18 protein-coding genes are annotated in these 17,382 nt (G+C 71.7%); 12 read left to right on the top strand and 6 right to left on the bottom strand.

Annotated features, from left to right (window positions below; translation table 11 throughout):
* Window positions 1-40: 40 nt before the first annotated feature.
* The gene (locus DEI86_RS15625; protein WP_258368790.1) at window positions 41-781 is read right to left on the bottom strand and encodes an endonuclease/exonuclease/phosphatase family protein; all 741 of its coding nucleotides are present in this window, start codon (window positions 779-781) and stop codon (window positions 41-43) included.
* 205 nt (window positions 782-986) lie between these two features.
* Between DEI86_RS15625 and DEI86_RS15620 the strand changes: the two genes are divergently transcribed.
* On the top strand, window positions 987-1,169 hold the full coding sequence (locus DEI86_RS15620; protein WP_111050124.1) for a hypothetical protein: 183 nt from the start codon (window positions 987-989) through the stop codon (window positions 1,167-1,169).
* Between the two features lie 111 nt (window positions 1,170-1,280).
* On the opposite strand, the gene DEI86_RS15615 is transcribed toward DEI86_RS15620, so the two are convergent.
* Window positions 1,281-2,711 (bottom strand): MFS transporter, encoded by a 1,431-nt coding sequence (locus DEI86_RS15615; RefSeq protein WP_111037459.1) that lies wholly within the window; start codon window positions 2,709-2,711, stop codon window positions 1,281-1,283.
* 116 nt (window positions 2,712-2,827) lie between these two features.
* On the opposite strand from DEI86_RS15615, the gene DEI86_RS15610 reads away from it, so the two are divergent.
* Window positions 2,828-4,072, top strand: a complete 1,245-nt coding sequence (locus tag DEI86_RS15610) for a mannosyltransferase family protein (protein WP_111014092.1) — start codon at window positions 2,828-2,830, stop codon at window positions 4,070-4,072.
* 91 nt (window positions 4,073-4,163) lie between these two features.
* Entirely contained in the window at window positions 4,164-4,496 is a 333-nt protein-coding gene (locus DEI86_RS15605; protein ID WP_146244972.1) for a hypothetical protein, read from the top strand.
* An 823-nt stretch (window positions 4,497-5,319) separates the two neighbouring features.
* Here the strand turns inward: DEI86_RS15605 and DEI86_RS15600 are convergent.
* From DEI86_RS15600 to DEI86_RS15590, 3 genes are all read right to left on the bottom strand, one after another.
* Complete coding sequence (locus DEI86_RS15600) at window positions 5,320-5,970, bottom strand: hypothetical protein (RefSeq protein WP_111014094.1); 651 nt, start codon at window positions 5,968-5,970, stop codon at window positions 5,320-5,322.
* A 260-nt stretch (window positions 5,971-6,230) separates the two neighbouring features.
* The gene (locus tag DEI86_RS15595) at window positions 6,231-7,388 is read right to left on the bottom strand and encodes an LLM class flavin-dependent oxidoreductase (protein ID WP_258370230.1); all 1,158 of its coding nucleotides are present in this window, start codon (window positions 7,386-7,388) and stop codon (window positions 6,231-6,233) included.
* A 71-nt stretch (window positions 7,389-7,459) separates the two neighbouring features.
* The gene (locus DEI86_RS15590; RefSeq protein WP_111014096.1) at window positions 7,460-8,227 is read right to left on the bottom strand and encodes an NRDE family protein; all 768 of its coding nucleotides are present in this window, start codon (window positions 8,225-8,227) and stop codon (window positions 7,460-7,462) included.
* A gap of 241 nt (window positions 8,228-8,468) precedes the next feature.
* On the opposite strand from DEI86_RS15590, the gene DEI86_RS15585 reads away from it, so the two are divergent.
* From DEI86_RS15585 to DEI86_RS15545, 9 genes are all read left to right on the top strand, one after another.
* A complete protein-coding gene (locus DEI86_RS15585; RefSeq protein WP_258370231.1) occupies window positions 8,469-9,869 on the top strand; it encodes a phosphopantothenate--cysteine ligase family flavoprotein in 1,401 nt (466 codons plus the stop codon).
* Window positions 9,870-10,035: 166 nt separating this feature from the next.
* Complete coding sequence (locus tag DEI86_RS15580) at window positions 10,036-10,431, top strand: hypothetical protein (RefSeq protein ID WP_111011614.1); 396 nt, start codon at window positions 10,036-10,038, stop codon at window positions 10,429-10,431.
* Window positions 10,428-11,183 carry a DUF2071 domain-containing protein gene (locus DEI86_RS15575; RefSeq protein WP_111050121.1) on the top strand — a complete coding sequence of 252 codons (756 nt, stop codon included), beginning with the start codon at window positions 10,428-10,430 and terminating at the stop codon, window positions 11,181-11,183. The genes DEI86_RS15580 and DEI86_RS15575 overlap by 4 nt, the downstream gene beginning before the upstream one ends.
* On the top strand, window positions 11,180-11,623 hold the full coding sequence (locus DEI86_RS15570) for a DUF1810 domain-containing protein (RefSeq protein ID WP_111050120.1): 444 nt from the start codon (window positions 11,180-11,182) through the stop codon (window positions 11,621-11,623). The genes DEI86_RS15575 and DEI86_RS15570 overlap by 4 nt, the downstream gene beginning before the upstream one ends.
* A 68-nt stretch (window positions 11,624-11,691) precedes the next feature.
* The gene (locus DEI86_RS15565) at window positions 11,692-12,333 is read left to right on the top strand and encodes a GntR family transcriptional regulator (RefSeq protein WP_111014099.1); all 642 of its coding nucleotides are present in this window, start codon (window positions 11,692-11,694) and stop codon (window positions 12,331-12,333) included.
* A 98-nt stretch (window positions 12,334-12,431) separates the two neighbouring features.
* Window positions 12,432-14,177: an MFS transporter gene (locus DEI86_RS15560; RefSeq protein WP_258370232.1), complete on the top strand. Its 1,746-nt coding sequence runs from the start codon at window positions 12,432-12,434 to the stop codon at window positions 14,175-14,177.
* On the top strand, window positions 14,174-14,779 hold the full coding sequence (locus DEI86_RS15555) for a MarR family winged helix-turn-helix transcriptional regulator (protein ID WP_111050119.1): 606 nt from the start codon (window positions 14,174-14,176) through the stop codon (window positions 14,777-14,779). The genes DEI86_RS15560 and DEI86_RS15555 overlap by 4 nt, the downstream gene beginning before the upstream one ends.
* A gap of 127 nt (window positions 14,780-14,906) precedes the next feature.
* Window positions 14,907-16,157, top strand: a complete 1,251-nt coding sequence (locus DEI86_RS15550; RefSeq protein WP_258376582.1) for a low temperature requirement protein A — start codon at window positions 14,907-14,909, stop codon at window positions 16,155-16,157.
* A 186-nt stretch (window positions 16,158-16,343) separates the two neighbouring features.
* Window positions 16,344-16,985 carry an MOSC domain-containing protein gene (locus tag DEI86_RS15545; RefSeq protein ID WP_111050117.1) on the top strand — a complete coding sequence of 214 codons (642 nt, stop codon included), beginning with the start codon at window positions 16,344-16,346 and terminating at the stop codon, window positions 16,983-16,985.
* Between the two features lie 151 nt (window positions 16,986-17,136).
* Here the strand turns inward: DEI86_RS15545 and DEI86_RS15540 are convergent.
* Window positions 17,137-17,382, bottom strand: a 246-nt coding sequence (locus DEI86_RS15540) for an MmcQ/YjbR family DNA-binding protein (protein WP_181439819.1), incomplete at its 5' end; no start/stop codon positions are given.

Here is a 17,382-nt window from a genome sequence, read left to right as displayed (position 1 = left end):
CGGCCCGCACCACGCCTCCCGGCCCGGCGGGTGGCGCGGGTCAGGCCGCCGGCTCGGCGACCGACGACGGAGCGCCGCTGATCGCGGGGGCCTCGTAGTGGGCGGTGACGAGGATCGGACGGTGGTCCGAGATGCCCGCGGGGAGCGTCTCGACGCCCGCGATGTGCAGACCGACGCTCGTCGCGAAGTCGAAGTGGCCCGTGAACCGGCGGTACCGCAGGTAGGTCGGCTGGTCACTCAACGAGAGGGCGAAGCCGTGCTCCTCGATCTTCTTGCGGAGGTTCGTCTGGAACCAGGGGTAGTTGAAGTCCCCCACCATGATCGCCGGCGCCTCGCTCGACAGGTCACGGACGAACTGGTGCGCGGCCTCGATCTGCTTGCGCCGCAGGCTGTTCGTCGCGGTCAGGGGCGAGGCGTGGAAGGACGCCACGATGACCTCCGCGTCCGCCTCGTGGTCCTCGAGGTGCATCGCGATGAGCCGCTCGTGCGCGGGCGCCAGGACGCGGTCGTGCAGGGACTTCTGCAGCGAGTGGATCGTGAAGTCGCGCACGTCGAACCGGTCGTCGCGCTTGTAGATCGCGAGCCCGAGCCGATTCGCGCTCGTCGACGCCGCGAGGGTGAGCCCCCCGACCTCGGGCGCCAGGTCGTTGCTGTCGCACTCCTGCACGCAGAGCACGTCGGCCTGGGACGCCTCCGCCAGTGCGGCCAGCTCCCCGTTCGCGGTGTGCTCGCGCAGGTTGTAGCTCACCACTCGGATGGCTCGCTGCTCTCCGCCCTGCATGTCGCCTCGCATCCTGCCGTTCGTCGTTCGTCCGACCTGGTGGTCGCGCGCCAGGGCAGGGCCCCGGCGCCGCCTTCGGACCGTACCCCCGGTACGCAAGCGCTCGCTGTGACTGTATCGCCGCGAGGCGCCCGAGGGTACGGGGCACCTGGACCCCGGCCGTGAATGACGGACGGCCGAGCGGCCCGGCCCTACCGTTCGGGTCATGAGCTACAGCCAGCCTGACCCTGCCGAAGAGTCCACCACGCCCGAGGCGCCCGAGCAGCCGGACACCGACGCCCCCGACGAGCGCCAGCAGTCCGCCGAGGACCTGCCCGACGGCCTGCACGGGACGAACGACCACGCCGACCTCGGCGACGACGTCGAGTCGGGCAGCCCCGAGCAGTGAGACCGTGGAGGACCCGCTCGCGTGGCGGGTCCTCCCCCATGCATCGCCCGGTGGTGCGGATCCTCCCGCGGCGCGCACCACTCGGCGGCGCGCCACTCGTCGTGCCTCCGCTCAGCGGGCGGCCGCGCGGCGAGCCGGACGCACCGCTGACCCGGCGTCGCGGCTCATGAGCACGCCCTCGAGGCACGCTGCCGCGAGCAGCACCGTGATGACGACGAACGCGGCGTCGTAGGGCACGGAGGACCCCGGGCCGCCGAGCGGTGCCGCAGCGCGGAGCACCACCGCGGCAACGGCGACGCCGAACCCGGCGGCCACCTGCTGCAACGTCGACGAGAGCGTGTTCGCCGGGGTCATCGCCGTGGGCTCGACGTCCGCGAACGCGATCGTGTTGTACGCCGTGAACCCCACAGAACGTGCGGCACCGCTCACCACGAGCAGGACCGCGAGCACCCAGAACGGCGTCGTCGGTGTCAGGACCGTCATGAGCACGACGGACACCGCGGCCGTCGCCGTCGAGCCGATGACGACCGGCCGGTACCCGAACGCGCGGAGGAGCGGCGTCGTCGTCGGCTTGATCCCGAGATTGCCGACGAACACGAACAACACCGCGGAACCCGCCGCGACCGCGGACCAGCCCCAGGCGTCCTGGAACAACAGCGGCAGGACGAACGGCACCGCCGACACACCGAGCCGGAACAGCGAGCCCCCGGCATGCGACACCCGGAAGGTCTCGAGCCGCAGTGCGTCGAGCCCGAGGATCGGGTGGTCCGCTCGGCGCAGGTGTCGCACCGCGAGCCAGCAGCAGACCGCCCCGACGACGCCCGCGACCGTCGCGGCGACCACCGGCACGTGTGTGAGGGACAGCAGCGACGCCATCACCACGAGGCCGCCCAGCCCGAGACACGCGAGCACCGCGCCCACCCAGTCGAAGGGCACCCGCTCGGCGCCACGCTCCTGCGGCACGAGGACGGCCGCGGCGACGAGTGCGACCGCGCCGATCGGCAGGTTCACGAGGAAGATCCAGTGCCAGGACAGCGCGTCCACGAGCACCCCGCCGAGGAACGGCGCGACGATCGGTGCGGCCAACGCAGGCCACGTCAGGATCGCGATGGCGGTCACGAGGCGGTCGCGGCCCGCGCTCCGGAGCACCACGAGCCTCCCGACCGGCACCATGAGCGCGCCACCGAGACCCTGGACGACCCGCCATGCCGTCAGGGTCGCGAGCGAGTCCGCCGCGGCGCACAACCCCGACGCGGCGGTGAAGACGACGATCGCGCCGAGGAACACCGTGCGCGACCCCACCCGGTCCGTCACCCATCCGCTCACGGGGATGAGGACCGCCAGGGTCACGAGGTACGCCGTGATCGCGATGCCGACCGCCGCCGAGTCGACGCCGAGGTCCCGCCCGATCGCCGGCGCCGCCGTGCTGACGATCGTGCCGTCGAGCAGCTCCATGAAGTACGTGCCCGCGACGAGGACGGCCAGGGCCGTCGCGCTCCGTCGCCGTCGTCCGGTCTGCGCCTGCGTCGTCGCCTCGCTCATCTCCGTTCGAGCGTAGTCCGACGGGCGTGCCCCGGCGGTCCCCCCAGGAACGCCGTCTATCGTGGCGGCGTGAGGTCTGCTCGGAGGGTGCCACCCACCTGCGGTGAGGTGGCTGCATGAGGGGCCCCGACGAACTCGAGCGCCCCGCTCGGCCCGCCGCCGTCTCGGTCGTCGCCCGTCCCTCCCGGAACCGCCTCGCCGACCTCGCCGTCAGCACACCCGCATGGGCGGCGATCCTCGTCCTGTTCGCGGCGTCGCGGATGCTGTCGACCACGTGGCTCGCCCTGGTGTACCCGCTCATCGTGCGGGCGCAGCCAGCGAACGCCATCCGCGGCAACGACCACGGGTTCCTGACGTTCCTGACGAGCTGGGACGGCCAGTACTACGAAGACATCTCCCTGCACGGGTACCCGTCCGTGCTCCCGACGGACGCCCTCGGGCACGTCATGCAGAACAACTGGGCGTTCCTGCCGGCGTTCCCGTTCACGATCCGGATGCTGACGGCCTCCACGGGCCTCCCGTTCCGGATCGGCGCGCCGCTCATCGCCACCATCGCCGGCCTCGTCGCCGCATACCTGCTGCACGCGCTCGTCCGCGAGCGCGCCGGCGGCACCGCCGCGTTGTGGGCCGTGTTCTTCTTCTGCCTCGGGCCGCTCTCGTTCCTGCTCGAGGTCGGGTACGCCGAGAGCATGTTCCTGGCGCTCGTGTTCGGTGCCCTCCTCGCCATGCAGCGGCGGCGGTACCTGCCACTCACCCTGCTCTCGGTGGTGGCGGCGTTCACCCGTCCCGGCGAGCTGGCGATCCCCCTCACACTCGGGGTGGTCGCCCTCGTCCGGTACGTCCGGGACCGCGGGTCGTTCCCCGTGCGCGAGCGACTCACCGTCATCGGGACCGGACTCGTCACCGCCGCCGCAGGTGTGGCGTGGCCGGTCATCGCGTCGCATGCCACCGGCCGGCCGAACGCGTACCTCGACACCGAGATGTCGTGGTGGGTCAACTTCATCGGTCGGGTGCACTTCGTGCCGCTCTCGCCCTGGTTCCTCACCGCGGCCCGCTGGGTCGGTGTCGGCGGGGTGCTGCTCGTCATCGCCATGGCCGTCGCGTACGGCGTGTGGTTGTCCCGGCGGTCCACGCGCGAGCTCGGGCTCGTCACTGTCGTGTTCGCGGCCGCGTACGCGCTGTACGTGTTCGCCGTGTCGATCCCCATGGCCTCGACCCCGCGGCTCCTCATGCCGCTCGCGCCGCTGACGGGGTCGCCCGAACTCGTCGCGCGGCCGTGGGCACGATGGATCATGGTCAGCGGGGCGCTCGTCGGGCAGCCGGTGCTCATCGCGGTGCTGTGGCTGATGGGGCCGCCGTAGGCCGAGGCGGACGCGGACCGGCCCGCTGGCGGTGGTCCACCGACTCGGTGATCTGGGCCCGGTCGACGGCGTCGGGAGTACGGTCCCGGCCATGACCGGTCCGCACGATGACGACCCGACCCTGGTCCGGAATCAGCCGGCCCTGACGACCTCGGACGGCACGATCTGGGTCGTGGTCGGCGCCATCACCGCGATCGTCGTCGGGCTCGTGATGTGGCTCATGGGGCTGCTCGTGCCCGCCGTGGGATGGACCGGCCTCGTGCTCGTGCTCGTGCTGTTCGTCGCCATGCTCGTCGTGCGGTTCGCCGTCCGGCACGTGCGGCACCGGCTCGCGACGCTCGCGGCTCTCGAGGGCGCGATGGTCCTCGTCGGCCTCGTGGTGGTGTTGGTCGTGCTCGTCGGGCAGGCGCGCGCGGTCGGTTGACGGGGTGGCTGCCCGGATCCCCGCCGGCGCGGCTCCGCGGCTCGCGGCTCGCGGGGTGCGGCTCGCGGGGTGCGGCGCCGGGGACCGCGGTTCCCGGAGGCGCGGCTGTCGTCTGTGCTGATCTGGGCCCCCTCCCTCGGCAGCGCCGACAACTCAGGAAAACCGCGCCAGCCGGGAGGCTCGGCACCCGCCCGGCACCGATCCTCCTGAACCGTCGACCACAGGCGGCAGATCAGCCGAGGCGGCGCGTCGAGACCAACCCACGTGACGACCACGGAACGTTCGGAGGACCGAGGCCTGAGCCCGTCGCCCCGCCTCCTCGGCAGCGCCGACAACTCAGGAAAACGGCGCCAGCCGGGAGGCTCGGCACCCGACCGGCACCGATCCTCCTGAACCGTCGACCGCAGGCGGGAGATCAACCAACAACTCAGGAAAACCGCGCCAGCCGGGAGGCCCGGCACCCGACCGGCACCGATCCTCCTGAACCCTCGACCGCAGGCGGCAGATCAACCGACAACTCAGGAAAACCGCGCCAGCCGGGAGGCCCGGCACCCGACCGGCACCGATCCTCCTGAATCGTCGACCGCAGGCGGCAGATCAGCCGAGGCGGCGCGTCGAGACCAACCCACGTGACGCCACGGAACGGCCGGCAGGGCCGCGCCTGACCCCGTCGCCCCGCCTCCTCGGCAGCGCCGACAACTCAGGAAAACCGCGTCAGCCGGGAGGCTCGACACCAGCCCGGCACCGATCCTCCTGAATCCGGTCTGCTCGGTCGGGTGTGTCGCCAGCGGAGTTCCCCGGGACCTCCCGGGCGTGCGGCGAGTCAGTCGGTCCCCACACCCGGCCCGCGGATCACGGTCTCGACGTCGACGACCTGGGGCGTGGCGGGCATGGAGGCGAAGCCGAACCGGACCGGCGGGTCGAGCGGTGTCAGGGTGCCGAGGTCAGCGCCGTCCCACGTGCCCGTCACCGCGGTCACCGCATGAGCGCCGGTCACGCCGTAGTACTCACGCCGGCCTCCCCCGGCAGAGCCCGCGGTCCCCGCCCCGCGCACCAGCAGGCGCGCGACCGGATCGACGATCGCGAGCCATCGGGGATCGGTGGCGATCCTCCGCGGAACGAGCCGGAGCAACCGGCCGAGGGGTGTGATCGCGCCGACGGTGACCTCGAGGTGGAGCGGTCCGGCATCGAGCTCCAGGCCACGTGTGGTTCGAACGAGGTGCACATCGACGACCCGGGTCGCGTCGAACCGGTAGGTGCTCGACACGTACCGCTCGACGAGTTCGTCCGGCGCCAGGAGCAGGCTGCTGCCGTCGGGCAACTCGACGAACACGTCGGTGAAGTGCCGGAACGGGGAGTCCTGCCACATCCCGACGACGATGCGGTGCCCGGACGTGGTCCCGACGCCGAGGATCCGTCCGCGGAACCGCTCCTCGCGCGCTGAGCGGTCTCGTCGGCTGGACGTGTGGGCCATCGCTGGATGCTACCGGGGCGCCGCGGGGCGCGGCCGGACGGACGCACGAGGGTCACCGCCGCCGCGTTGTCACATCCGCCGTACGGGAGGAGGCGCACCGGACCCGAGTTCGGGTCATCGGATCCGGTGCACGCGGGCACGAGCGGACGGCCGTCTGCATGACACAGCTCGACGCGGCTCGCCCCTGGTTTGTGTTCGGTGCCCTCCGCCTCCGGGTTTGGTCACGGATCACCATTCCAGGGAGGCCGGTGGCGCCCCGGTCAGACCGCGGGGACCTCCTCAGCGAGCATCTCCTCGACGAGCGGCTTGACCTTCGTGCCGTACAGCTCGATCGACCGCATCATGTGTTCGTGCGGGAGTCGACCGGTGCTGTAACGGAGATCGAAGCGCGAGACCCCGAGGATGCGCATGTTTCGCGCGATCTTCTTCGCGACCGTCTCGGGCGATCCCACGTAGAGGGAACCGCCCGCCGACAGGCCAGCGCGGTACTGCGACTCGTCGAAGGGCGGCCACCCGCGCTCACGTCCGAGCCGATCCGTGACGTCCTTGTGGTACGGGTAGAACAGCTCGGCCGCCTCGTCGTCCGTCGCTGCGACGAACCCTGGCGAGTGCATGGCGATCGGCTGCTGCGGGAGCTCGAACTGGTCGAGCGCCTGTCGGTAGAGGCGCGAGAACGGTGCGAACTGAGCGGGCTGACCGCCGATGATCGCGAGGAACAGCGGGAACCCGTAGCTCGCCGCCCGGATCACGGACTGCGGCGAACCCCCGACTCCGATCCACGTCGGGATGCGGCCGTGTTCGGTCTTCGGCCAGACCTCTTGCTCGTGGAGCGGGGCGCGCTTCGTGCCGGACCAGCTGACCGGTCCCTCTTTGAGGACCTCGGCGAAGAGCTCGAGCTTCTCCTCGAAGAGGGTCTCGTAGTCTGCGAGGTCGAATCCGAAGAGCGGGAACGACTCGGTGAAGGACCCGCGGCCGAGCACGACCTCGGCGCGCCCGTTGGACAGCGCGTCGACGGTCGCGAACCGCTCGTAGACGCGCACCGGGTCGTCTGAGCTCAGCACCGTGACCGCGGAGCCCATGTGGATCCGTTCGGTGCGCGCGGCGATGGCCGCCAGGACGACCTCGGGTGCGCTGACGGCGAAGTCGACGCGGTGGTGTTCACCGACCCCGATGAAGTCGACGCCCACCTGGTCGGCGAGGACCGCCTGCTCAACCACGTTGCGGATGCTCTGGGCCTGGGTCAGACGGACACCCGCGGTCGTCTCGGTCACGTCACCGAACGTGTCGAGCCCGAGCTGGACCGCTCCGACCCGGTCCGGCGCCGCGGGCGGGACGTCGACCGGACGCCCGGGTCCCGCGCCACCACCGCTGATGTTGCCGAATGCGCTGCCACCCATGAAGTCCTCCAGACGGATCAATGCGTTTGCATGATCCTACAACCGGTTCAGTACGCCAGAATTCCGCGATCCGACGGGAAGGCGCGGGAGCATCAGGAACGCGTGCCGAGCCTCCCGGGCGTCGCCAACCGCGCGTGCTCGAGGACCACGCCGGACGGTCCGACGGCCGCGGCGACGACCGACAGGGTCGCGAATCGGCCGTCGGCGCGGAGATCGTCACGGAGGATCGCGTCCGGTCGGTCCGGCGCGACGTCGGCACCCGAACGGAGCACTGCGAACCAGTCCTCCCAATCGGCCCCGAGCCCCGTCGTCGGCGCCTCCGCCGCGAGGAGTGGCTCGATCGACGGTGGCGGGCCGACCGGAGCCGATGCGTCGCGGAAGGGATCGAGCCACCGAGCGATCCGTGGGAGCGCGACGTCGTCCGGAGCGCCTTCCGTCACGACGTGGACGCCCGGTCCGAGTCCTCGCGTGAGGACGCGTGCACCATCCCACGACGTCACGCGCACCCCCTGCGGCGTGGCGTGGACCAGGTTGTAGGAGCGCTCGGTCGGCCGCTCGCCCGCCCGGGTGGCCCCCGTGACGGCGTCGAGCGGAAGCCACCCCCGCGTCGCCCAACCGCCGTCCGTCGCGGGCACGGGCTCGGCGCGGTTGAGGACGACCGCGAGGGCTCGGCGAGGAGCGGACGCTGCGAGCCACGCGCCCCCTGCCGTCCGATCCCGGACACCGACCACGTCGTCGCCGCGGTCCTGCCACCAGGCGCGTGGGGGGTCCCAGGGACGGGACGGGTCCTCGTCCCGCAGTGCGAGCAGGGTGACCGGCCACGCGGTGTCGGGTTCGACCCGGACGACGACGGTGCACATGCGTCGATCATCGCACCCGCCGCACGACGTCCCGGGCTCGCCTGCCCACCTGTGGACGCGTTTCGACATCGATCAGCATGTGGACGCGATGGCGCCCGAACACCCCGCCCAGGCTCAGCGGACGCGTGACACAGCGCGCATTGTGGAGAGAGCGATGCGTTGTGGAGGACGGCCTGCCGCTCCCTGCCCGCTGGTACCGTCGGCCGGGCGGGGATCGGCCCCGCCAGAGCGGAGGTCGACCGTGTCACAGTCCGAGCAGCGTCGGACGATCGTCGTGGGCATCACCGGCGGCATCGCGGCGTACAAGGCCGTCGGAGTCGTGCGGGCGTTCGTACGGCTCGGACACGACGTCCACGTGGTCCCGACCGAAGGAGCACTGCGCTTCGTCGGACTGCCCACACTCGAGGCCATCAGCCGTAACCCCGTGTCGACGAGCGTGTTCGAGGAGGTCGCGGAGGTCCGCCACGTCGCGCTCGGCCGCCGCGCGGACCTCGTCGTCGTCGCACCGGCCACGGCCGACTTCCTGGCACGGACCGCGGCGGGACTGGCCGGAGACCTGCTCGGAACGACCCTGCTCGCGACGACAGCACCGGTCGTCGTGGCGCCAGCGATGCACCCGCAGATGTGGGACCACCCCGCAACCCGCGCGTCCGTCGCCACCCTGCGGGAGCGAGGCGTCCACGTCGTCGGTCCGGAGGACGGGCCGCTCACCGGCGAGGACTCGGGGATCGGGCGCATGAGCGAGCCCGACGACATCGTCGCGGCAGCGCTCGCCGTCCTGCCCGCGAGCGGAACGCGTGGACGCGACGAGCCGTCCGCTGCGACGACGGTCACCACCGCGGCCGACAGCCGGGAGGCCCGCCACGGGTGGACACCGACCGCTCCCGTCCCCCATGTCGACGAGTCGCCCACCGCGCCCGAGACCGCGGTGCACCCCGACGCCCGACGCGGGGACCTGTCGGGCAACCACGTCGTGGTGAGTGCGGGCGGCACCCGTGAGCCGGTTGACCCCGTGCGGTACATCGGCAACCGCTCGAGCGGGCGGCAGGGAGTCGCGATCGCGGCCGAGGCAGCGCGCCGGGGAGCCGTCGTGACCCTCGTGGCGGCGAACATCGAGGACGCGGTGCTCGCGGCCATGGACGACGCGCCCGATGCACTCCCGGTCGAGGTCATCCGGGTGGGCACCGCCCTCGAGCTCGCCGATGCCGTCCACGCCGCCGCGGTGGCCGCTGACGTCGTCGTGATGACGGCGGCCGTCGCAGACTTCCGTCCGGCCGAGGTCCGACCATCGAAGCTCAAGAAAGAGGACGCGGGCGACCACCTGACGCTCGAACTCGTCCGGAACCCCGACGTCCTCGCCGACCTCGTGGCGGCGCGCCGTGCGGGCCAGCTCGTCGTCGGGTTCGCGGCCGAGACCGAGCCCGACCGCGCCGCTCGCCTGGACCTGGCCCGCGACAAGCTGGCCCGCAAGCCCGCCGATCTGCTCGTGGTGAACCGGGTCGGCTGGGACCACGGGTTCGAGCGTGGCCACAACGCCGTCGAGGTCCTGGCTGCCGGAGGCGACGTGGTGCGCGAGGCGTCGGGATCGAAGGCCGAGATCGCCCATGTGGTGCTCGACCTCGTGGCGACAGCGCTGACGTGACCTGCGCAGCGGAATCCGTGCCTTCCGGGCGCCGCGGCGGCTCGGGCCGCCCCGGTCGCTCGGGCCGCCCCGGTCGCTCGGGCCGCCCCGCTCGCTCGGGCCGCCCCGCTCGCACGGGCCGATTCGGATTCCGATGCAGCACAGCCGACCGGTCCAGGATGGCCTGATGCGACGAACACGACGCGCGCGCCGCGCGGCCACGACGGCTCGCGGACTCGCGATCCTGCTCGCCGGGGCCGGCGTGACCCACTTCCTCCGTCCCCGTGTGTACGACGGGATCGTGCCGGAGGCCTTGCCGACTCGTGCGACGACGATCGGTTCGGGCGTCGCCGAGGTGGCGGTGGCGGCGGCGCTGGCGGTGCCACGCACCCGGCGGATCGGCGGATTCGCGGCTGCCGCGCTCTTCGTCGCGGTCTTCCCCGCGAACCTCAAGATGGCGCGTGACCTGCTCGACGACCCGCGCTCGCAGCGACGGATGCGCGTGGCGGCCCTGCTGCGCCTCCCGCTGCAGGTGCCCCTCGTGCGGTGGGGCCTCCGCGTCGGTATGGACAGCAGGCCATGACGAACGGACCCCAGGAGCTCGACGCCCTCGCCGACGTCCTCGTGGCGCAGACGGCCGCGCCGCTCCCGCACCGAGCCGTCACCGCGCACCGCTGGGCGGACGTGGTGTTCGCGTCCTGGCGGATGGACGCGGACACGGTGGCCAGCCTCGTGCCACCGCGGACCGAGCCGGACCGGATCGACGGGAGCGCATGGGTGTCACTGACGGCGTACGAGTTCCGCCGGACCACGGTGCCGCCGCTGCCGCCGCCCGGGCCGCTCGGTCGCCTGACGGAGATCACCGTCGAGGTGCCCACCGTCGACGACGCCGGTCGACACGGAACGACCTACCTGACCGTGGACACGCAACACGTGCCGGCCGTGCTCGCAGCGCGCATCGGGATCGGCGTGCCCTACACGGCAGCGCGAGCGGGATCACGGCGCGACGGGGACGTCCTCGCCCACCGCACCCGCCGACGGCACGGCGGCGCGTCAGCGTCGGTCCGGGTCCGTGCTGCCGGAGGAGTCACGCCGGACGCGCTGTCGGTCGCTCTCACGCACCGCCCGGGTGTCCACGCCCGCCACCTCGGCGTCACGTCGTGGTGGCGGCGCTCGCACGCTCCCTGGCAGCTGCGTGCCGCCCGGGCAGAGGAACTCCGCGGCGACCTGCCCGACGTCGTCGGGTTCCCCCGTCTGCTCGACCGCGTGCCCGACCGTCTGCTCGTCGGGGACGGCGTCGACGTCGAGTACGCATGGGGAGGCCTCGTCCGATGAGCACCACCGACGAGGATGCCGACCCCTTCGACCTCGAGCGCTTCACGCGCGCGCAGGCCGGCGTCTTCGAGCAGGCGCTCGCCGAACTCCGCGCCGGCCGCAAGCGCTCGCACTGGATGTGGTTCGTGTTCCCGCAGATCGCCGGCCTCGGCAAGAGCGCGACCGCCGTGCGGTTCGCCATCGGTTCGCAGCGGGAGGCACGGGCCTACCTCACGCATGCCGTCCTCGGTCCACGCCTGCGCACCGCGGCGACCGTCGTCGCAGAAGCGCCCGCCCGCGACGCGATCGCGCTGCTCGGTGAGATCGACGCGGTGAAGCTCCGGTCCTCGATGACGCTGTTCGCGCACGTGGCGGAGGACGCGGCACCGTTCCGCGCCGTGCTGAACCGTTGGTACGGCGGCGAGGAGGACCGGGTGACGCTGGACCTGCTCGGCGGGTGACATCAGCATCCACCACGTCACATATCAGGTAGCATCGCGGTACTCGAACCCGACGAGGGAGATCCGCCATGCCCGTTCCCGTGACGCCACCCGCGCATCACCGGCTCCTCCGCGACACCGTCCGCGACCGCATCCACGAGGCCATCATGGACGGCACTCTCGAGCCGGGCGAGCGCCTGAACGACGAGGACCTGATCGCCTGGCTCGGTGTGTCCCGCACCCCCATCCGGGAAGCCCTGAGTCAGCTCGCCCGCGCCGGTCTCGTCGAGATGGCGCCGAACCGCTACACCCGCGTAACGCGGCCGGATCCCACCCAGGTGATCGAGGCCCTCCAGACCTTGGGGGTGCTCCTCGGTGGTGTGGTGCGTCTCGCGGTGCCACGACTGTCCCGCGAGGAACGTGCTCGGGTGCTCGCCGCCCTCGACACCACGATCGTCGAGATGGCGAACCACGACGTCCTCGGGGCGAACCGTGACGCGCTGGCCCTGTTCGGGATGTTCGTCGACGCCTGCGGCAACGCCTCGCTGGTGCGGGTGTGTCGCGACACGATGGACGGACTGGCCTTCCGCCTCCGCTTACGGGACCTCGATCGGCTCGTGGACTGGGCGGGGATGACGGAGCAGTTGCGCGCTCTCCGGGCGGCGACGGCCGCAGAAGACGCGATCGCGGCCGAACTCGCGACCGAGGCGGTGCATCTGCTCCCTGCGTGACGGTTGCTCGAGGTGACGTCGCCTCGGGAGGCCGACCCGGGCCTCCCGGCCGTATGATTGGTTCACAACAGCTAACCAATCGTGTCGGAGGCAGCACGTTGACCACAGCCCGCCCGGCCCTGTTCACCAAGGACCACCCCCACTACAAGTGGATCGCGCTGAGCAACACCACGCTCGGCATGCTCATGGCGACCATCAACTCGTCGATCGTGATCATCTCGCTGCCCGCGATCTTCAAGGGCATCCGGTTGAACCCGCTCGGCGCGGGGAACGTGAGCTACCTGCTCTGGATGCTCATGGGCTACATGCTCGTGACCGCCGTCCTCGTGGTCGGATTCGGGCGACTCGGCGACATGCTGGGCCGGGTCCGCATCTACAACCTCGGGTTCGTCGTGTTCTCGCTCGGGTCCGTGGCATTGGCGCTCGACCCCTGGACCGGCGGATCCGGAGCCATGTGGCTCATCATCTGGCGACTCGTGCAGGGTGTGGGCGGTGCGATGCTGTTCGCCAACTCGACGGCGATCATCACCGACGCGTTCCCGGCGCACCGGCGCGGCATGGCGCTCGGCATCAACCAGGTCGCGGCGATCGCAGGGTCGTTCATCGGCCTCATCGTCGGCGGTCTGCTCGCCGTGGTCGACTGGCGGGCGGTCTTCTTCGTGAGCGTCCCGATCGGCATCATCGGCACCATCTGGTCCTACAAGTCGCTGCACGAGGTGGGGACGAAGAACCCCGGGCGACTGGACATCCCGGGCAACCTCACGTTCGCCGCCGGACTCACCGCGGTCCTCGCGGGCATCACGTACGGGATCCAGCCCTACGGGAACAGCGCGACCGGGTGGACCAACCCCTGGGTCGACGGAGCGATCGGTCTCGGCGTGCTCATGCTCATCGCGTTCGTCGTCATCGAGCTCCGATCCGCCCAGCCGATGTTCGACCTCGGGCTGTTCCGCATCCGGGCGTTCGCGATGGCGAACCTCGCTGGTCTGCTCGCCTCGGTCGGTCGCGGCGGCCTGCAGTTCATGCTCATCATCTGGCTGCAGGGCATCTGGCTGCCGCTGCACGGCTACTCCTACGAGGACACGCCGCTCTGGGCCGGCATCTACATGCTGCCGATCACCATCGGCTTCCTCATCGCGGGGCCGCTCTCGGGGACCCTGTCCGACCGGTTCGGCGCACGTGCCTTCGCCACCACCGGACTCGTCGTGGTCGCCGGGACCTTCGTCGCGCTCCTGCTCATCCCGGTCGACTTCCCGTACTGGCTCTTCGCGATCATCACCGGTCTGAGCGGATTGGGCTCGGGCATGTTCGGCGCTCCGAACCGCAGCGCGATCATGAACAGCGTGCCGAAGCACCAGCGCGGTGCGGCGTCCGGCATGGCGGGCACCGTGCAGAACGCCGGGACCTCGCTGTCCATCGGCATCTTCTTCTCGCTCATGATCGCCGGACTGTCGACCACGCTGCCGGCGACGCTCACGCGGGGCCTCAGCGCCCACGGCGTGCCCTCGACGGTGGCGGAGCAGATCGGCCAGACCCCGCCCGTGGGCTCGCTGTTCGCTGCGTTCCTCGGGTACAACCCGATCGGCAACCTGCTCGGGCCGTCCGGGGTGCTGCATCGTCCGGGCGTCGACGCCGCGACCCTCACGGGCAAGGAGTTCTTCCCGCAGCTCATCTCCGGGCCGTTCCACCACGGACTCGTCGTGGTATTCGCCGCCGCCGCGATCATGTCCGTCGTGGCCGCCATCGCCTCGCTCATCCGAGGCAAGCGATACGTGCACGCCGACGGCGACACCGGTACCATCGCCACGACCAAGGACCCGGTGACCGACGGAGCGCGTGCATGACCGAGACCCCGATCGACCGCGGCGACGTCGCCGCGCGCCTGGCCGTGGCGGTCGGACGCATCAATCGGAGGGCACGGCCCGGCACCGGCGCGTTGAGCTACGGCCTGCTGTCGGCGCTGTCGACGATCGTGCGGCTCGGTCCGCTGCGGCCCGGCGACCTCGCCCGACACGAGGTCGTCACGAAGCCGACGATGACGCGGGTGCTCAGCGACCTCGACGCGCGCGGGCTCATCGAACGGGTCACGGATCCACTCGACGGCCGCGCGTCCGTCATAACGGCCACCCCCGCGGGTATCGCAGCCGTGCACGAGGCACGCCACGAACGCGCGGGCATCGTGTCGCAGCTGCTCGCTGATCTCGACGACGGCGACCTGCGTGCCATCTCAGGGGCACTCGACGCGCTCGAGCGGGTCGCACAGGTCGAGCCCCTGCCCGCGCCCTCCGGTCGTTCCGCCACGCCAACTGGGTCGGTGCACTCCGCGCACTCCGCGCACTCCGCCAGCGACGGGGCCGCGAGCGGCGGGGCTGGCGGCGGGGCCTTGAGTGACACCGTCTCCGGCGAGGCGCTCGCCGCAGTGCCGGCGGCGACCTCCCAGGCTTGACGCGAGCCGGGCCTCCTGGCGGGCGGATGTTACGGCGCTCCCTCCACAGGTCGTCGCCGTGCCGCGCTGTCCACGGCGGCACGTTCCGCCACCCCTGCACCGCCCCCGGCGCTGCCACTATGACACCGTGACGATCCCGAACAGCCCGACGCGACGGTGGCCTGCCGCCGGCCTGCGGCGGATGGTGCCCCGTGACCCGACCGAAGCCCACCGAGCAGCCAGTCCGCTGGAGCTGTTCTTCGACCTCGTGTTCGTCGTCGCGGTGTCCTTCGCGGCGACGGACCTGCATCACCTCGAGGTGCGTGGTCACCTCGCGGACGCAGTCACCGGCTACGTCCTCGTGTTCTTCGCGATCTGGTGGGCCTGGGTCAACTTCACGTGGTTCGCCACATCATTCGACACGGACGACTGGCTCTACCGCGTCACCACGTTCGTGCAGATGGCCGGCGTGCTCGTCCTGGCGGCCGGCATCGGACCGGCGATCGAGCACGGTGACGACTTCGTCGCCACCATGGGCTACGTGGTGATGCGCCTCGCCATGGTGAGTCAGTGGCTCCGGGCGGCGTCGGCGCACACGCGGTACCGCCGCACCGCGCTCGAGTACGCCGTCGGGATCACCGTGGTGCAGGTGCTCTGGGTCCTCCGCGTCACGGTGTTGGCCGATCTCGCGTCGACCCTGACGTTCCTCCTGCTCGTCGTCGCCGAGCTCGCCGTCCCCGTCGTCGCGGAGCGCACGGACACCACCCCGTGGCACACCCGGCACATCGCGGAGCGATACAGCCTCTTCACGCTCATCGTCCTGGGCGAGGGCCTGGTCGCGAGCGCCAACGCGGTGATCGGGGCCTTGGCGGCGTCGGAGCGCATCGGGCCCCTGCTGGCCCTGGCCGGCGCGGGTCTCGTCATCGTGGCGGCGATGTGGTGGATCTCCTTCGCGCGCAGCCAGCACGACCGGATCACCTCACTGCCGAGGGCTCTGGCCTTCGGCTACGGTCACTACGTCGTGTTCGCTGCCGCCGCCGCGATGCCAGCCGGGATCGAGGTGGCGATCGCCGCCAGCGAAGGCACTGCGCGCCTCGCTCCAGCTGCGGCCGCCGCGACCATCTCGGTGCCGGTCGCCGCGTTCGTGCTCGCCGTCTGGGCGCTCGCGCTCCGGCCGACGCTCGGGAGGCCCACCAGCGCCCTCGTGGTCGTCCTCACCCTGGCAGCCGGCTTCAGCGCGTTCCTCCCGCAGCTCTCGCTGGTGCTGACCGCCATCCTGTTGGCGGCGATCGTCGTGACGCTCGAGGTCGCGGACCGGAATCAGGGCCGCGGCACGAGCGGGGTCCGGAGCCGGGGTCGGGCGCGAGCGGTCGCTCCGGCGTCCGGTCGAGTCAGCTGACCGGAGCGCGGGCCGCGTGCGCGGCGGAGACGCCTTCCCTGCCGACTGCAACCGCCACAGCCACAGCCACAGCCACAGCCACAGCCACGCTCGCTCTGTCCGCAGCGTCGACAACGCCCGCCCTGCCGGCGGTGTCGGCAACGCCGCGAGGTTGATCGTGAGCCCGGATGGCGGAACGATGGCGACATGCCCTTCGTCACGGCCGTCTGCCGCGTGCACCAGCTCATCCCGGACTCCGGGACGGTCGGCGTGACCGCGATCGACAAGCGGCCGGTGACCGATCCGTTGCGGGTGCGTCCACTCGGCCTCCACGGCGACGTCCAGGCGAACCGCAAGGACCACGGCGGCGAAGACCAGGCCGTCTACGCGTACGCGGACGAGGACGCGGCCTACTTCAGTACGGTGCTCGGGCGTCCGGTGGAGCCTGGCCTGTTCGGTGAGAACCTCCGGACGAGCGGGATCGAGGTCAGCACCGCCGTGGTCGGCGAGCGCTGGCGGGTCGGCGATGGTCTCGTGCTCGAGGTGACGCTGCCGCGGGTCCCGTGCGCGACGTTCGCTCGCCGCATGAAGGTGGACAAGTGGGTGCGGACCTTCACGGACGCCAACCGCACCGGCGCCTACCTGCGCGTGGTCCGGTCCGGAGCCGTCCAAGTCGGTGATCGGATCGAGCGCTTCGACCGGCCTGCACACGGCATCACGGTCGCGGATGTGTTCGCCGGCCTCGGGCGGGATCAGGCGGTCGTGCTCCTCGAGGGCGGCCGCGGGCTCCCGTACAAGATCGAGGCGGTCGCCCGGAAGGTGCTCTCGGGGGTCCCGGCCTCGCTCTGACGTGCGGTCATGACGGCACGGTCACGACGGCACAGTCACGACGGCACGGTCACGAAGGCACGATCACGAACGTGCGGTCATGACGGCACGGTCACGAACGCACCGAGGACCCGCCCGCCCGCTCGGGACCCGACGCCCGACGTGACTCGGTTCATCCCGCGCTGTCGGGAGCTGGCCGCGAGTCGCCGACGTCCCCGCGGCGCCAGGGATCCAGCGGCCGCCGATGCCGAGGCAACCCGGCGACCACGAGGTCGTACGAGTTGCCGACCAGATCCTCCACCAGGACCTCGTCGACCCCCGCACCCGGCGCGACCGTGATCCAGTGCTGCTTGTTCAAGTGGTACCCGGGCGTGATCTCCGGATGATCCCGAACGAGCGCCGCTGCGTGTGGCGGCCG

This window comes from Curtobacterium sp. MCBD17_028, from assembly GCF_003234875.1.
Classification (GTDB): Bacteria; Actinomycetota; Actinomycetes; order Actinomycetales; family Microbacteriaceae; genus Curtobacterium.
Note: the sequence above shows the minus strand (reverse complement) of the source record. Positions and strands in the feature narration are given on the sequence as shown.

What these genes read in the sequence shown, in the direction of transcription:
- DEI86_RS15575 (WP_111050121.1), top strand. Translation starts at nt 10,428, where the DNA reads ATGACGAACGGACCCCAGGAGCTCGACGCCCTCGCCGACGTCCTCGTG.
- DEI86_RS15600 (WP_111014094.1), bottom strand. Translation starts at nt 5,970, where the DNA reads ATGGCCCACACGTCCAGCCGACGAGACCGCTCAGCGCGCGAGGAGCGG.
- DEI86_RS15610 (WP_111014092.1), top strand. Translation starts at nt 2,828, where the DNA reads ATGAGGGGCCCCGACGAACTCGAGCGCCCCGCTCGGCCCGCCGCCGTC.
- DEI86_RS15580 (WP_111011614.1), top strand. Translation starts at nt 10,036, where the DNA reads ATGCGACGAACACGACGCGCGCGCCGCGCGGCCACGACGGCTCGCGGA.
- DEI86_RS15620 (WP_111050124.1), top strand. Translation starts at nt 987, where the DNA reads ATGAGCTACAGCCAGCCTGACCCTGCCGAAGAGTCCACCACGCCCGAG.
- DEI86_RS15615 (WP_111037459.1), bottom strand. Translation starts at nt 2,711, where the DNA reads ATGAGCGAGGCGACGACGCAGGCGCAGACCGGACGACGGCGACGGAGC.
- DEI86_RS15570 (WP_111050120.1), top strand. Translation starts at nt 11,180, where the DNA reads ATGAGCACCACCGACGAGGATGCCGACCCCTTCGACCTCGAGCGCTTC.
- DEI86_RS15555 (WP_111050119.1), top strand. Translation starts at nt 14,174, where the DNA reads ATGACCGAGACCCCGATCGACCGCGGCGACGTCGCCGCGCGCCTGGCC.
- DEI86_RS15605 (WP_146244972.1), top strand. Translation starts at nt 4,164, where the DNA reads ATGACCGGTCCGCACGATGACGACCCGACCCTGGTCCGGAATCAGCCG.
- DEI86_RS15545 (WP_111050117.1), top strand. Translation starts at nt 16,344, where the DNA reads ATGCCCTTCGTCACGGCCGTCTGCCGCGTGCACCAGCTCATCCCGGAC.
- DEI86_RS15590 (WP_111014096.1), bottom strand. Translation starts at nt 8,227, where the DNA reads ATGTGCACCGTCGTCGTCCGGGTCGAACCCGACACCGCGTGGCCGGTC.
- DEI86_RS15625 (WP_258368790.1), bottom strand. Translation starts at nt 781, where the DNA reads ATGCAGGGCGGAGAGCAGCGAGCCATCCGAGTGGTGAGCTACAACCTG.
- DEI86_RS15565 (WP_111014099.1), top strand. Translation starts at nt 11,692, where the DNA reads ATGCCCGTTCCCGTGACGCCACCCGCGCATCACCGGCTCCTCCGCGAC.